General features: G+C 60.4%; 17 protein-coding genes. 12 read left to right on the top strand and 5 right to left on the bottom strand.

Going from position 1 to position 14904, the window contains the following annotated elements; translation table 11 throughout:
- Window positions 1-79: 79 nt before the first annotated feature.
- Both ACQZ40_RS10705 and ACQZ40_RS10700 read left to right on the top strand, forming a co-directional pair.
- The gene (locus ACQZ40_RS10705; RefSeq protein WP_174039524.1) at window positions 80-982 is read left to right on the top strand and encodes a DMT family transporter; all 903 of its coding nucleotides are present in this window, start codon (window positions 80-82) and stop codon (window positions 980-982) included.
- A gap of 444 nt (window positions 983-1426) precedes the next feature.
- On the top strand, window positions 1427-1642 hold the full coding sequence (locus ACQZ40_RS10700) for a cold-shock protein (RefSeq protein WP_003494703.1): 216 nt from the start codon (window positions 1427-1429) through the stop codon (window positions 1640-1642).
- A 145-nt stretch (window positions 1643-1787) separates the two neighbouring features.
- On the opposite strand, the gene ACQZ40_RS10695 is transcribed toward ACQZ40_RS10700, so the two are convergent.
- Window positions 1788-2432, bottom strand: a complete 645-nt coding sequence (locus ACQZ40_RS10695) for an MBL fold metallo-hydrolase (protein WP_125145551.1) — start codon at window positions 2430-2432, stop codon at window positions 1788-1790.
- A gap of 230 nt (window positions 2433-2662) precedes the next feature.
- On the opposite strand from ACQZ40_RS10695, the gene ACQZ40_RS10690 reads away from it, so the two are divergent.
- The 4 genes from ACQZ40_RS10690 (at window position 2663) to ACQZ40_RS10675 (ending at window position 6137) form a co-directional block, all read left to right on the top strand.
- Window positions 2663-3262 carry a DUF1236 domain-containing protein gene (locus tag ACQZ40_RS10690; RefSeq protein WP_065655730.1) on the top strand — a complete coding sequence of 200 codons (600 nt, stop codon included), beginning with the start codon at window positions 2663-2665 and terminating at the stop codon, window positions 3260-3262.
- A 241-nt stretch (window positions 3263-3503) separates the two neighbouring features.
- A complete protein-coding gene (locus ACQZ40_RS10685; RefSeq protein ID WP_031234081.1) occupies window positions 3504-4010 on the top strand; it encodes a MarR family winged helix-turn-helix transcriptional regulator in 507 nt (168 codons plus the stop codon).
- 2 nt (window positions 4011-4012) lie between these two features.
- Window positions 4013-4726, top strand: a complete 714-nt coding sequence (locus ACQZ40_RS10680) for a response regulator (protein ID WP_003522866.1) — start codon at window positions 4013-4015, stop codon at window positions 4724-4726.
- 31 nt (window positions 4727-4757) lie between these two features.
- Window positions 4758-6137, top strand: coding sequence for an ATP-binding protein (locus ACQZ40_RS10675; protein ID WP_059757454.1), 1380 nt, complete (start codon window positions 4758-4760; stop codon window positions 6135-6137).
- A 58-nt stretch (window positions 6138-6195) separates the two neighbouring features.
- On the opposite strand, the gene ACQZ40_RS10670 is transcribed toward ACQZ40_RS10675, so the two are convergent.
- The 4 genes from ACQZ40_RS10670 to ACQZ40_RS10655 all read right to left on the bottom strand — a co-directional run bounded on the left by ACQZ40_RS10670 (window position 6196) and on the right by ACQZ40_RS10655 (window position 8561).
- Window positions 6196-6537: a tRNA-binding protein gene (locus ACQZ40_RS10670; RefSeq protein ID WP_448747915.1), complete on the bottom strand. Its 342-nt coding sequence runs from the start codon at window positions 6535-6537 to the stop codon at window positions 6196-6198.
- A gap of 11 nt (window positions 6538-6548) precedes the next feature.
- On the bottom strand, window positions 6549-7367 hold the full coding sequence (gene proC / locus ACQZ40_RS10665; RefSeq protein WP_078051799.1) for a pyrroline-5-carboxylate reductase: 819 nt from the start codon (window positions 7365-7367) through the stop codon (window positions 6549-6551).
- 1 nt (window position 7368) lies between these two features.
- Complete coding sequence (locus ACQZ40_RS10660; RefSeq protein ID WP_003522870.1) at window positions 7369-7869, bottom strand: type III secretion system chaperone family protein; 501 nt, start codon at window positions 7867-7869, stop codon at window positions 7369-7371.
- A 428-nt stretch (window positions 7870-8297) separates the two neighbouring features.
- Window positions 8298-8561: an accessory factor UbiK family protein gene (locus ACQZ40_RS10655; RefSeq protein ID WP_003522871.1), complete on the bottom strand. Its 264-nt coding sequence runs from the start codon at window positions 8559-8561 to the stop codon at window positions 8298-8300.
- A gap of 308 nt (window positions 8562-8869) precedes the next feature.
- Between ACQZ40_RS10655 and lgt the strand changes: the two genes are divergently transcribed.
- From lgt to ACQZ40_RS10625, 6 genes are all read left to right on the top strand, one after another.
- The gene (gene lgt / locus ACQZ40_RS10650) at window positions 8870-9682 is read left to right on the top strand and encodes a prolipoprotein diacylglyceryl transferase (RefSeq protein WP_174039662.1); all 813 of its coding nucleotides are present in this window, start codon (window positions 8870-8872) and stop codon (window positions 9680-9682) included.
- 15 nt (window positions 9683-9697) lie between these two features.
- Window positions 9698-10798 carry a class I SAM-dependent methyltransferase gene (locus ACQZ40_RS10645; RefSeq protein WP_448747914.1) on the top strand — a complete coding sequence of 367 codons (1101 nt, stop codon included), beginning with the start codon at window positions 9698-9700 and terminating at the stop codon, window positions 10796-10798.
- A gap of 151 nt (window positions 10799-10949) precedes the next feature.
- Window positions 10950-11744: a peptidoglycan editing factor PgeF gene (gene pgeF, locus ACQZ40_RS10640; protein ID WP_080856615.1), complete on the top strand. Its 795-nt coding sequence runs from the start codon at window positions 10950-10952 to the stop codon at window positions 11742-11744.
- A gap of 1 nt (window position 11745) precedes the next feature.
- Window positions 11746-12897: a M24 family metallopeptidase gene (locus ACQZ40_RS10635; RefSeq protein ID WP_448747913.1), complete on the top strand. Its 1152-nt coding sequence runs from the start codon at window positions 11746-11748 to the stop codon at window positions 12895-12897.
- An 89-nt stretch (window positions 12898-12986) separates the two neighbouring features.
- On the top strand, window positions 12987-13736 hold the full coding sequence (locus ACQZ40_RS10630; RefSeq protein ID WP_400156228.1) for a hypothetical protein: 750 nt from the start codon (window positions 12987-12989) through the stop codon (window positions 13734-13736).
- A 221-nt stretch (window positions 13737-13957) separates the two neighbouring features.
- Window positions 13958-14890, top strand: a complete 933-nt coding sequence (locus tag ACQZ40_RS10625; RefSeq protein WP_003522877.1) for a ribose-phosphate pyrophosphokinase — start codon at window positions 13958-13960, stop codon at window positions 14888-14890.
- Window positions 14891-14904: the final 14 nt, after the last annotated feature.

Genomic DNA, 14904 nt, shown 5'->3' with positions numbered 1-14904 from the left:
GGATCGATATTTCAAAAATCCCCGAATTGCCACGGCCGCGACTGAATGATCTTCCGGCCCTGCCGTGCTGGTGCCAACAATGACGCGTATTCAGGCCAATATGCTGCTTCTGCTCGCCGCAGCAATCTGGGGAGGCGGCTTCGTCGCGCAATCCTCCGCCATGGCGTCTATTGGCCCATTCTGGTTCGTCGGCCTGCGTTTCGCCATTGCCGCCATCGCCGTGCTGCCCTTCGCGTTCATGGAAACACGGTCGCTGAAATCGCCGCCGCGCCGGCGCGAAATCGGCAGCTTCATCCTCGTGGGTCTGGCCCTGTTCGGCGGCGCCACCACCCAGCAGGTCGGGCTCCTGACCACGACCGTCACCAATTCCAGCTTCCTGACCGGGCTCTACGTCATCTTCGTACCGGTGATCGCCGTCGTGCTTTACCGCCGTCATCCCCACTGGATCGTCTGGCCATGCGCGCTGATGATGCTGGGCGGCATATTCCTGCTCTCCGGAGGCGCATTCGAGGCGCTGACCACCGGCGATATTCTCAGCATCATCTGCGCCTTCTTCTGGGCGATCCAGATCACGCTTGCCGGGCGCTTCGTCTCCGAAAGCGGAAGGCCGCTGGCGCTTTCCTGCACCCAGTTCGCCGTTTGCTCCCTTCTTAGTTGCATGATCGGCGTCGTGTTCGAACCGATCAGCATGGCCTCCATCGAGGCGTCGCTGGCGGAAATCCTCTATGTCGGCCTCGTCTCCTCCGGCCTCGCCTTCGTTTTGCAGGTCATCGGCCAGCGTTACACCACCGCCCCGCAGGCCGCGATATTCCTGTCCTCGGAAGCGCTTTTCGGCGCTTTGCTGGCTTCGGTGTTCCTGAAGGAAACCATTTCAAGCGCCGGCTATATCGGCTGCCTGATCATATTCGTCGCGATCCTGATCGTGGAACTGGTGCCGGAATTGACGCGCAAACGGCAAAAATCCATGGCTGGAGCGGCCTGACGCAAAAAGAACTTATTTTTCTCGTTCCGCCGTAAATCCAGATAGGGCATTCAAATTTTGCCGTGAAATCGTGCGGTAAACGGCAATTATTTCATCAATTGTCGCTTCTGCGGAAAAAATATGCGATTGCGCAATCTTATTCTACCGCAGGTTTTTTATCTGACAAAAAGCCCGTGAAAACTTTTGCTTGCCAATTTTCGATAAACGCATCACTCTACCGCGGTTCGGGCAATTTGCGAGCATGGGAAGGCCTATAATTTTGCGCACTGGGGACGCTATAAACCTCGGGCGGTGGGACGAAAAACGTTGGATGAGAACGCCATTACTTCCCGCTGCGAAGGTCCATTTTCTCAATAGTCAAAAACTGCCTGCCAACGCCCACGCGGGGCAAAACTGTAATGCTGCCTGTAGCTGAACGCGGGCAGAGCGAAAAGGACCTGATGCATGGCCGAAACTGGCACCGTAAAATTCTTCAATACAGACAAAGGCTTCGGCTTCATCAAGCCAGACAATGGTGGCGCTGATATCTTTGTTCACATCTCTGCCGTACAGGCTTCTGGCCTGTCCGGACTTTCAGAAAATCAGAAAGTGAGCTTCGACACGGAACCGGATCGTCGCGGCAAGGGGCCGAAGGCAGTCAATCTGCAGATTGCTGGCTGACCCTAAAACGGCTTTCTTTTCTAGTTGAAGCCCGGCAGGAATGCCGGGTTTTTTTGTGCGGTCCCGCAGGCCTTAGAGCATTTCCAAGAAAAGTGGAATCCGGTTTTCCGTCTGGGAATGCGTAAAAACTCTAATGGGCCGGCGCTCAGAGCCCCTTGAGATAAGGGTTGGTGAGCCGTTCCTCGCCCAGCCGTCCACCCGGACCATGGCCGCAGATGAAACCGACATCGTCACCCAGCGGCAAAAGCTTGTCGCGGATGGACGCCATCAATTGCTCGTGGTTTCCGCCCGGCAGGTCCGTGCGCCCCACCGATCCCGAAAACAGCACGTCGCCGACATGGGCGAAGTTCTGGTCGCGGTTGTAATATATGACGTGGCCGGGCGCATGACCTGGGCAATGATAGACCTCGAAGACGTGGTCTCCAAATGAGACCTTATCGCCTTCCTTCAACCATGTATCAGGCACCACATTCTTCAGACCGCTGATGCCGTATTTCTCCGCCTGCACCTCGATCCTCTCCAGCAGAGGCCGGTCGTCCTCATGCGGCCCGATGACCGGCAGCGACAGCTTTTCACGCAGTTCATCGGCACCGCCGGCATGATCGAGATGCCCGTGCGTCAGCCAGATTTCCTTCAGCGTGATGCCGTTTTCAGACACGACCTGGAGAATGACGTCAACATCCCCACCGGGATCGACGACGACGCCTTCCTTTGTGTCCTGATCGAACAGGATGGTGCAATTCTGCTCGAATGGCGTGACCGGAATAATGCCCGCCTGCAATTTTCCCATATCCTGTATCTCCTGTCTGAAAGCTCCAGCCTCCTATAGCCCGCGACCGGGTGCGGCACAATGGCGGCGGAAAAAACGCCGGCTTTCAGCAACTGAAGCAGTCTAAAATATAATTGGAAACAGTGAGATAGCAATAAATCCTAGGCTGATGGCGGGAATTGCCGGCAAAAAATGTGGAACGCCCCGATGGTTGCGACGTTGTAGCTCCAGTCTTGAAAGGAGTGAGACACATGGACAAGACGCTTAAAATGCTCATGGCTGGCGGCGCCTTCGCCTTGATGGCCGGTTTCGCGAACGCCGCCATGGTCGCCACCACCGCATCGGATATCTCCGTTCGCTCAGGCCCGGGTGAAGACTATCCCGAAGTGGGACTGGCCACCCGCGGCAGCAATGCGGTTCTGGATGGCTGCATGGAAGGCAGCAGCTGGTGCCGGATCGAAGTCAACGGTCTGCGCGGCTGGGCCCACGCCGATTATCTGAATGTCATGTATGAGGGCTCTCCGGTCATTCTCGAACAGCGCCGCTCGGAACTCAGCGTGCCGGTCGTGACCTACGAAACGACCTCGAGCGTGCAGGCAGAGCCCAATCCCGGCGATCCGAACCTCGGCCGCGTCGGTGAGGTCGATCCGCCGCAATCGGTGATCACCTACATTGACGAACATCCCGCAGACACCGTCACCTATGACGGCGACATAGCCGTCGGTAGTGTGTTGCCGTCGGATACGCGTCTCGTCGAAATTCCGGACTATCAATATCGTTATGTCCGGGTGAACGACGTGCCGGTTCTGGTCGAACCTTCGACGCGACGGATCGTTTACGTCTATCAGTAAACGCACGGCGGACATCAAGAGACGGATGAAGAGCGCGGAGTTTCCGCGCTCTTTTCTATTTCCGGTAAAGGTCACTCAGGATTCCAGTTGCACCCGCACCCGCGCCATATTATCCACCGCAACAGAAAATGATCGCGGCATTCTCCCGAGCGGACGCATTTTCGGCTATGTTTACAGAATATTGGCGCATCGACGCCTGTCAGCCTATGATCAGACAGCCGCAGAATATGAAGGAACCGCAGTGCCACCGCAATCGCTCAAAACCGCAGCCGCCAGGCAGACACCGGCACTCCCGAAGGTTGACGACGGCAAGATCGACTTCGACACGATCGAGGCGCTGTTTTTCGCCTATCGCGATTTCGTCTCCGATCCCGATGTCATTCTGTCGAAACTGGAATATGGGCGGGCGCATCACCGGGTGGTCTATTTCGTCAGCCGGCAGCCGGGCATGACGGTGGCGGATCTGCTTGATACGCTGCAGATTACAAAGCAGAGCCTTGCCCGTGTGCTGAAGCAATTGATCGACGACGGTTACATCCGCCAGATGGCAGGCCCGGAAGACCGCCGCCAGCGCAGGCTTTACCCCACGCTCACGGGTCGCGAACTGGCGCTGGCGCTGAGCGAGCCGCAGTCGCGCCGCATCGACCGCGCGCTGGAAGGTCTCGGGCCGGACGCCCGCGCCTGCGTGCGCAAATTCCTGGCGCAGATGCGCAGCCCGACGACGACGACAACCGTGGAGGACGAGTGACGATGGCGACAGCACCGACAAAACGTCCACCGGCGGATGACGATGCGGCCCATCTCCTGATCGTCGACGACGATGCCCGCATCCGCGATCTCCTGCAGCGCTTTCTGGGCGACAAGGGCTATCGCATCTCCGTGGCGGCCGATGCGGCCGAAGCACGGCGCAAAATGGTGGGCATCCGTTTCGATCTGCTCATCCTCGACGTGATGATGCCGGGTGAAAACGGACTTTCGCTGACCCGCTCGCTGAACGAGGACAAATCCGTGCCGGTCATCCTTCTGACCGCCCGGTCGGAAGCGGATTCGCGCATCGCCGGGCTGGAAGCGGGAGCGGACGATTATCTCGCCAAACCTTTCGACCCGCGCGAGCTCGTCCTTCGCATCAACAATATCCTGCGGCGCAATACCTCGCCCGATACGCCGAAGATCGAACAGATCATGTTCGGCCCCTACAGCTTCTCCATCCCCAAAAAGGAATTGCGGCGCGGCCCCGAAACGATCCGCCTGACGGATCGCGAGCAGGAGATCATGCTGCTTTTTGCGCTGCGCGCCGGCGATACCATTCCCCGCCACGAGCTGGTGGAAGCGGAATCGGAAGTGGGCGAAAGAACCATCGACGTGCAGATCAACCGTCTTCGCCGCAAGATCGAGGACGACCCTGCCAATCCTGTCTATCTGCAAACGGTGCGCGGCATCGGTTACCGCCTGAGCGTGGACTGACGAGCACCCAACGAAGGGCGAACGCACGGCCATGGCGAGCCTCGATTTTCTCAGCACGGTCAGAAACAGCGGCGCGGCCAAAGCGTGGCGCATGTCGGGCAGATGGCTGCGCCACTGGCTGCCCACCGGCCTCTACACACGCTCGCTGCTCATCATCATCCTGCCGATGATCCTGCTTCAGGGCGTGGTCGCGGCCGTCTTCATGGAACGCCACTGGCAGCTCGTGACGGAACGCCTCTCCGCCGCCGTAACGCGCGATATCGCCGCGATCATCGAGCTGCTGCAGACGGACCCGGAGGAAGACGACTATCAGCGCGTCATCCGCATCGCCCGCGACAAGCTGGATCTCAGCGTCTATATCGAACCGAAGACAGACCTGCCGGCCCCGAGACCGGAGCCGCTGTTTTCGATCCTCGACAGGATCCTCGCGGATCAGCTGACACAACAGATCGGCAGGCCGTTCTGGATCGATACCTATGGCAACGGCTCGTTGGTGGAAATCCGCATCCAGCTCGAAGACAAGACCCTGCGCGTCTTCACCCGCCGCAGTTCGGCCTATGCCTCCAACACCCATATCTTCCTTGTCTGGATGGTCGGGGCATCGCTGGTGCTGATCGCCATCTCCATCCTCTTCCTGCGCGGGCAGATCAAACCCATCGAAGCGCTCGCCAAGGCGGCGGAAAACTTCGGCAAGGGCCAGAAGATCAGCGGCTATTCCCCACGCGGTGCGGATGAGGTGCGGCGCGCCGGCCTCGCCTTCATCCTGATGCGCGAGCGTATCGAGCGGCAGATGGAGCAGCGCACCGCCATGCTGAACGGCGTCAGCCACGACCTGCGCACCATTCTCACCCGCTTCAAGCTGCAACTGGCGCTCGCAGGCGACAATCCCGACCTCGAGGGGCTCGACAAGGATGTCGAGGACATGCAGTCGATGCTGGAGGCCTATCTGACCTTTGCCCGTACCGATGTCGAAGAGGATGTCGGCACGCTGGAGCTTCCAGCCCTTCTCGAAAAAATCGGCCATGATTTCGAGCTGCACGGCAAGAAATTCAGCTACGAGCTTTATAATATCGAGCGGATCATCGCGCGGCCGAACGCGCTGTCCCGGCTCGTCGCCAATCTGGCCGAAAATGCACGGCGCTACGCCGGCAATCTCCACATCGATATCCGCAAGGCGCCGCGTTCCATCATCATGACCTTTGACGATGACGGGCCGGGCATTCCGGAGAACTCACGCGAGGACGTGTTCAAGCCGTTCTTCCGGCTGGACGAGGCGCGCAACCTCAATGCTTCGGGCACCGGCCTTGGCCTTTCCATCGTTCGCGATATCGCCCGCAGCCACGGCGGCGATGTGACGCTCGATGAAAGCCCGATGGGTGGATTGCGGGTAATCGTCAAAATTCCGGCTTAAAGCACCGGATCGAAAAGTGTGTCACGGACCCGCTCCGGCACTGAGCCGTCGTGTTCCATCAGCACATTTTCTCGCCGTTCGGTACTGGCCGTTCAACGGCGGCAAGCACGATATCGCCATTGGCATCGGCAAAACCGAGCGTCAGAACCTCGGACCGGAAAGGGCCGATCTGGCGCGGCGGAAAATTCACCACGCCCAGAACCTGCCGGCCGACAAGGCTTTCCAGCGTATAATGCACCGTGATCTGCGCCGAGGATTTCTTAACGCCGATCTCCGGCCCGAAATCGATCTTCACCTTGAAGGCAGGCTTGCGCGCCTCGGGAAAAGGCTCGGCTTCGATGACGGTGCCGACGCGGATATCGACCTTCTCGAAATCGGCATAGGAAATTTCACCGCTCATCGCCCGTCCCTTCAGCCCGCCAGCTCTTCAGCGCGGGTTTTTGCGGCAGCGACCGCCCTGTCGAACAGGGGCTGCATGCCGTCTTCCGCCATCAAAACGGACAGCGCCGCAGCCGTGGTGCCGCCCGGCGAGGTGACATTCTGGCGCAGGCGCGCCGCTTCGTCGGAGGATTGATGCAGCAGCTCACCGGCGCCGGCCACGGTCTCGCGCGCCAGACGCATGGCCACATCCGCCGGCAGACCGGCCTTGCGGCCGGCTTCGGCCATGCATTCCACCAGATAGAAGACATAGGCCGGGCCGCTTCCCGAAACGGCGGTTACCGCGTCGATATCGCTTTCGGCATCCACCCATTCGACCGGGCCGCTGACTTTCAGCAGCCCGTCCACCACCGTTTTAAGCTCCGGCGTCAACAGCTCGTTGGCATAGGCCCCCGTGACGCCACGGCCGACCATGGCCGGTGTGTTGGGCATGGCCCGCACGGCCGCAACCTTGCCGAAATGCGAAACGAACGTGCCGATGGTGGTGCCCGCGGCAATCGAAACGACGACCGTATTCGGGCCCAGCAGGGGTTTCAGTGAGGGCAGTACGGCTTCCATCATCTGCGGCTTCACCGCCACGAAAAGAATACCGGCCTTCACACCCTCGGGCACGCTTTCGCTATGGGTGGCTCCGGCTTCCGCAATCGTCGTCCGCATCGCGTCGGAAGGGCGCGGATCGATCACGATGACCTGCGATCCCGGCACGCCCTTTTTCAGCCAGCCTGAAAGCAGAGCGCCGCCCATATTGCCGGCGCCCACCAGGACGAGCGGCCCGGAAGCCTTATATACCATCTTACGCTTCTCCGACGGTCTCGAACATGACCGCTTCGATTGCACTTTTCGCATCCAGCCCCGACCAGACGACGAACTGGAATGCCTGATAATATTGTTCGCAGGCCTCCAGCGCGCTGGAAAGCAGCACTTCCACCTGCTGGTTGTTCGGCTCGGCGCCGCCCGCCAGAAGCAGGGACTGGCGGAAGATAACCACATCTTCCTGCCGCCACAGATCGAAATGCCCCATCAGCACCTGACCGTTGACCTGGGAGAGCAGACGAATGACTTCGTTGACGCGCTGGTCCGGCACCTTGATGTCGAAGGCGCAGGCAAGATGCAGCGCCTCGAACTCTTCCATCCATGAAAAGGAAACGTGATAGTCGGCCCAGTGACCGGCGACGGTCATGGCGATCTCGTCTTCGCCCGAACGTTCGAACGACCAGTCGTTCGAGGCCGCGACGATCTCGATCATGTCCACGGGATTGGACTGACGCTCAATTTCAAATTCTATCAGACTCATGCGGCACCTTCTCAGCCGGTAGGAATGTCCTGTTTTGAACGCCGGGCACAAAACGCACATACAAACCGGGATAAACATTTGAGACGATTGCCCGACACCACCAGAATTACGCATTCACCCTGTCTGGAGCTTACCAGGTCTTTTCGAATCATCATTTAAAATCAGTGTATAATGGCCGAGTCCTGCTGCCACCCCTTCCCCGCCATTTTTGCTTTTTGAACAGTGGATATCTCCTCCCCCATCACCTCAGGCGAGATACATAAGCGACTCTGCCGATTGCGTTTTTTGGAAGTGTCCACAGGCCCCAAAAAATTCGCGCAGGAGGGATGTTTTTAACAACCGGGAGTCATTTCGGGCGGAATGGGCCGAAAACAAAAAGTCCCGGAATCGCAAGCGATCCGGGACCCATCGAAAAAAGCGTTAAAAAATCAGTCCTTGGCGGCGGAAAGCTTCGCTTCCAGAGCCTCGATACGCGCGCGCAGCGCGTCGTTTTCATCACGCGCCTGAATGGCCATTTCGCGAACGGCATCGAATTCCTCGCGCCGGACGACGTCCAGACTGTTCAGCCAGCGATCCGCCTGGGCGTGAAAAGCGGCTTCGGCTTCCTTGCGCACACCCTGCGCCGCGCCGGCCGCATCGGTCATCAGCTTGGCAAATTCATCCAGAAAACGGTTGGTGCCTGTCGTGCTCATGGCGCTCATCCTTCGTCGGTTCAGGGGCATCGTCTTGCCCGCTGTTGCTAGCCTTCAGGTAGGCACTCCATCGCCGCCTTGCAAGCGAAATCGAAAAATCGCAAGAGCTTGCATGGCCTTTGCTATCTTAAGCCGCAGCTTGAAGAATAACCTTGACCGCCGCCATCGCAATCGCCATTTTCCTTGGCGTCAGGGAGACCGGTGAGCATCATCGCCCGGCCCCTTGAGGCAATGGCTCGTTCCGTTGTCCGCCCCGCAACGATGACGGAATATACGGATTGTTAGCCGCTCCCACCCAACTCGCCATCATGCCCTTCCCCAATATCGATCCGGTAGCGCTGTCCCTCGGCCCGCTCTCGATCCACTGGTACGGTATCGCCTATGTCGCCGGCATCATGCTCGGCTGGTTTTATGCCCGTCGCCTCGCCCGCACGGATCGCCTGTGGCCGAACGAGACGTCGCCGATCTCGGCGCAGCATCTTGACGATTTCATCCTCTGGGCAGCCGGCGGCATCGTACTCGGCGGGCGCATCGGCTACATCCTGTTTTACGATCTCGCCGCCGTCGCCGCCAATCCCATCAGGGCAATCGAGATATGGAACGGCGGCATGTCGTTCCATGGCGGCCTGATCGGCACCACCATCGCCATGATCCTCTTCGCCCGCAAGAACGGCATTCCGGTCTGGAGCATGTTCGACATCGTCGCGGCCGTAGCACCCATCGGCCTGCTGTTCGGGCGCATCGCCAATTTTATCAACGGCGAATTGTGGGGGCGCATCGCCGACGTGCCATGGGCGGTCGTCTTCCCGACCGGCGGCCCCTTCGCGCGGCACCCGAGCCAGCTTTATGAAGCCGGCCTTGAAGGCCTCGTGCTCGTCATCGTTCTGGCAATCGCCATCTATGCCTTCAGGGCGCTGAAGACGCCCGGCGTCGTCACCGGTATCTTCGTCTGCGGTTACGCGCTGTCGCGCATCTTCGTGGAGTTCTTCCGCGAGCCGGACGCCCAGATCGGTTATCTCGCCGGCAACTGGCTGACCATGGGCATGGTGCTCTCCACGCCGATGTTCGCCCTCGGCCTCTGGGCGGTTCTGCGGGCGCGCAGCGCGGCAAAAAGCGCCTGAACGGTATGACCCGCCATGACGACACCGCTCGCGCAACGCATCAAATCACTTATCCGGCTCAACGGTCCGCTTAGCGTTACCGACTTCTTCTCGCTCTGCCTCGCCGACCCGGAGCACGGTTATTACAGGAGCCGCGAGCCCTTCGGCCGTTCGGGCGATTTCATCACCGCACCTGAAGTCAGCCAGCTTTTCGGCGAAATGCTCGGCGTTTTCGTGGTCCATGCCTGGCAGAGGCACGGCGCGCCCATGGAAACCCAGCTGGTGGAAATCGGCCCCGGCCGCGGCACCATGATGTCGGACATGCTGCGCGTCATCCGCCGCATCGCACCGCCGCTTTACGAGACGATGCGGGTGCATCTGGTCGAAACCAGCCCCCGCCTTTCCGCCATCCAGAAGGAAACACTGGCCGCACATGCGGGCAGACTGACCTGCCATGACAGTTTCGACGACGTGCCGGAAGGTTTCCTGCTCCTCGTCGCCAACGAGCTTTTCGACGCCATTCCGATCCGGCAATTCATAAAGACGCCGCAGGGTTTCCGCGAAAGGGTCGTCAGCCTCGACGCCAATGACGAACTTGTGTTCTCGACCGGGCTTGCCGGCATAGACCCGGCTTTGCTGCCGCCGCAGCCGGAACGGCAGCCGATTGGAGCCATAGTCGAGATTTCGCCTGCCCGCGAAGCCGTGATGACCGCGATCTGCCAGCGCCTCTCCGTCCATGGCGGCACGGCGCTCGCCATCGATTACGGCCATCTGGTCGCCGGTTATGGCGATACGTTGCAGGCCATGCGCAACCATGCCTTCGACCCGGCGCTTGCGCATCCCGGCGAAGCCGATCTCACCAGCCATGTCGATTTCGAGAGCCTCGTGAAAACAGCCGAAGCAACCGGCGTACACGTCAACGGCACTTTGAGACAGGGCGACTTTCTCTATGGCCTCGGTCTCAAGGAACGCGCGGCCGCACTTGCCGCCAAAGCCACGCCGGACCAGACGCTGGAAATCGCCGAAGCGGTCAACCGCCTCGCCGGCGAAGGCGCCGGCAAGATGGGGGAACTTTTCAAGGTCATCGCCGTTTCAAGTCCCGCGCTTCATCTCCTGCCGTTTCGCGCGGTGGATTGACAGCGCAATCACCTCTGGGCCAACATCGCAGCGACACACGAAGCAGGCACACTGCATCACACACGCCGCGCAACGCCGCGGCAACCGGAAACATCTCGCTTAACCGTACCTCACTGGCCAACAGCGATATTCTCCAAGGAACTCCCACACCATGCAGAACGCAACGCTGCCGCTCCCCATCCAGAGTCCCCTGCTCGCCGACTATAGCAAAAACCGTATCCGTCACGGTTTTTTCACCCGGCAGGGCGGGGTGTCGGAAGGGCTTTATCAGGGCCTCAATGTCGGCCTCGGCTCGCATGACGAACCGGAACGGGTGCAGGAAAACCGTCGGCGCGTGACGCAATGGTTCGGCCTGTCGGCGGAGCGCCTCGCCACCGTGCACCAGATCCATTCCCCCGATGTCCTCGTGGTCGATGAAACCTATGACGGCAGCCGCCCGCAGGCCGACGCCATGGTAACCGCGACACCGGGTTTCGTGCTTGGCGTGCTGAGCGCCGATTGCGGCCCGATCCTGTTTGCCGATGCGGAAGCCGGCGTCGTGGGTGCCGCCCATGCCGGCTGGAAAGGCGCGCTGTTCGGCGTGCTCGAAAACACCATCGAGACCATGACGACGCTCGGCGCCAGCCGGGAACGCATCGCCGCCTCGCTCGGCCCTTCGATCAGCCAGAACAATTATGAGGTCGGTCCGGAATATGTGGCGCGTTTCACCGATGTCGATCCGGCCTATGCGAATTATTTCGCCGGGACGGAGAAGGAAGGCCACGCATTGTTCGACCTCAAGCAATTCACCATCGACCGGCTGACGAAAGCCGGTGTGAAAGCGGAAAATCTCGGCCTCTGCACCTATCCCGACGAACATCGCTTCTATTCCTACCGCCGCACCACCCACCGCGCCGAACCCGATTATGGCCGGCAGATTTCCGCAATCGCAATTCTGGAGGACTGACATGGCCCTGCATTTCGAGCTTTCGGAATTCGATGCCCGCCGCGAGCGTCTGCTCGCGAAAATGGCCGAGGAGAAGCTGGACGCCCTTCTGCTTTTCGCGCAGGAAAGCATGTATTGGCTGACCGGCTATGACACGTTCGGCTACTGCTTCTTCCAGACCCTGGTGGTCAAATCGGACGGCTCCATGACGCTTCTGACCCGCTCGGCGGATCTGCGCCAGGCCCGCAATACCTCCATCATCGAGAATATCCTGATCTGGGTCGACCGGCCCAATGCCGACCCGACGCTCGATCTGAAGAACCTGCTGAGCGATCTCGACCTGCTCGGCGCGAAGGTCGGCGTCGAATACGACACGCACGGCATGACCGGCCGCGTCGCCCGCCTGCTGGACAACCAGCTTGCCAGCTTCTGCCAGATGAGCGACGCTTCCTATCTGGTCAGCACCCTCAGGCTCGTCAAAAGCCCGGCCGAGATCGCCTATGCGCGCAAGGCGGGCCAATTGGCCGATGCGGCGCTGGACGCAGCGTTGCCGCTCATCCGGCCCGGCGCGGACGAGGCCGCGATCCTCGCGGCGATGCAGGGAGCGGTTCTGGCCGGCGGCGGCGATTACCCCGCCAATGAATTCATCGTCGGTTCCGGCGCGGATGCGCTGCTGTGCCGTTACAAGGCCGGCCGCCGCAGACTCGACGACAAGGATCAGCTGACGCTGGAATGGGCCGGCGTCAGCGCGCATTACCATGCCGCCATGATGCGCACGGTGGTGATCGGCGAACAGGACTTCCGCCAGAAGGAGCTTTACAGCGCCTGCCTGCAAAACCTCACCGCCATCGAAGAGGTGCTGCGACCGGGCAAGACCTTTGGCGATGTCTTCGACGTGCATGCCCGCGTGATGGACGAACGCGGCTTGACCCGCCACCGGCTGAACTCCTGCGGTTATTCGCTGGGCGCGCGCTTCTCGCCGTCCTGGATGGAGCATCAGATGTTCCACGCCGGCAATCCGCAGGAGATTACCGCCGACATGACGCTTTTCGTGCATATGATCGTGATGGATTCCGATTCCGGCACGGCCATGACGCTCGGCCAGACCTATCTGACCACCGACGGCGCACCGGAGCCGCTCTCGCGCCACAACCTCGATCTTCTCACAGCTTAAATCGCTGCCGGGTTTGACAGAGCGGGAAAACCGCCCTTACATTGCGCCACCTTGGGCAAGAAGGAGCGGAACATGAGAGGGAAAATCGCATGAGCCGGACGGGGTTCACCCCCCTTTTTCCGGCCATCATTGTTCCAGCGATGATGCTGGCCCTGTCAGGCTGCAACACGACGGAAGCGCTTACACCGCAGGTGGATGTCGGCCACAATGCCTCGCAGTCGACACCCGTGACCCAGGGCGATCTCGACCAGATGGCCGCCGCCGCCGACCGCGCGCCAACGGGCGCTCCGGCAACCGCAACATCCGTTCCCGCCTATGCACCGCAAAACTCGTTGCAGGCGCAGGCACAGGCGCTATCCAACGGCAGCCAGTATGGCGAGCCGCTTCGCCAGAACCAGACCGCAGCCCAGCCACCCGCCGCCGCTCAGCCCGCCCCCGCGCAGCAGACGGCATCGCTTGCGCCCGCCTCTTCCGCAAACTCCATCCGCTTTCTGCCGATCATCGGAGCGCCGGTTCAGGCGGTGACGCCGCTGTCGCGCCAGCTCGGGGCCGAAGCGCGGGCGAAGGGTCTGACCATCCGGGCCTCAAACGACAATTCGGCCGAAAACATCCTGAAGGGATATTTCTCCGCCTTTGCCGATGGCGCCAAGGTCAATGTCGTCTACGTCTGGGACATTCTGGACGCCAATGGCGTGCGGCTTCACCGCCTGCAGGGGCAGGAAACGGTGGCGGCAAAAGGCAGCGATCCATGGGCCGCCGTGACCGACAGGGTCATGCAGGATATCGCTGCAAAAACGCTCAACGACTATTCGTCATGGAAGCAGTCTCAACAGGGATGAGGTGAAAACGGCGGGAGAAGTCACAGAGATTTCACGAAAATCATTGCGAAAGCGCGGAGTCCTCTTGCAATCGGAAGCAACAGCGCTATTAAGGCGCGCATGGCAACAAGGCGTATCCGGCAAAGGCTTTTCAGCCGGATGTTCCTCCCCTTGAACGACGCTTGGTTACGGTGGATTGAGCCCCGTGATGCAAGGCGATGGCATGGAAACAGGCGGCCGCAATGAAGGTTTTCGCAGGCAATTCGAACCGGCACCTTGCCGAAGCGATCTGCAAGTATCTTAACGTTCCTCTCGGAAATGCCACTGTAAAGCGGTTTGCTGACCAGGAAATATTCGTAGAAATCAGCGAGAACGTGCGCGGCGAAGACGTTTTCATCGTCCAGTCCACCTCCTTCCCGGCAAATGATCATCTGATGGAACTGCTCATCATGATCGACGCCATGCGCCGCTCCTCTGCCAAGCGCATCACCGCGGTGCTGCCTTATTTCGGTTACGCCCGCCAGGACCGCAAGGCCGGCCCCCGCACCCCGATTTCCGCCAAGCTCGTCGCCAATCTGATCACCGAAGCCGGCGCCGACCGCGTTCTCACCCTCGATCTCCATGCCGGCCAGATCCAGGGCTTCTTCGATATCCCCACCGACAATCTCTTCGCAGCGCCCATTCTCGCCCGCGACGTGAAGGACCATTACGACACCAACAATGTCATGGTGGTTTCGCCCGATGTTGGCGGCGTGGTTCGCGCCCGTGCACTCGCCAAGCGTCTCGACTGTCTTCTGGCCATCGTCGACAAGCGTCGTGACCGTCCGGGCGAATCCGAAGTCATGAACGTCATCGGCGATGTCTCCGGCAAGGACTGCATCCTCATCGACGACATCGTCGATTCCGGCGGCACGCTCTGCAACGCCGCCGAAGCGCTGCTGAAAAAGGGCGCCACCAGCGTTACCGCCTATATCACCCACGGCGTGCTTTCCGGTGGCGCGGTTGCCCGTGTTGCGTCCTCGAAGCTGCGCGAACTCGTCATCACTGACAGCATCCAGCCGACCACCGGTGTCCAGTCCGCGCATAATATCCGCGTGGTCAGCACCGCAGGCCTGCTCGGCGAAGCGATCAACCGCACCGCACAGGAACAGTCGGTTTCCGGCCTGTTCGACTGAAGAGCTGCGGCAAA

The sequence above is a fragment of the Agrobacterium sp. 16-172Ci genome, from assembly GCF_053522725.1.
Note: the sequence above shows the minus strand (reverse complement) of the source record. Positions and strands in the feature narration are given on the sequence as shown.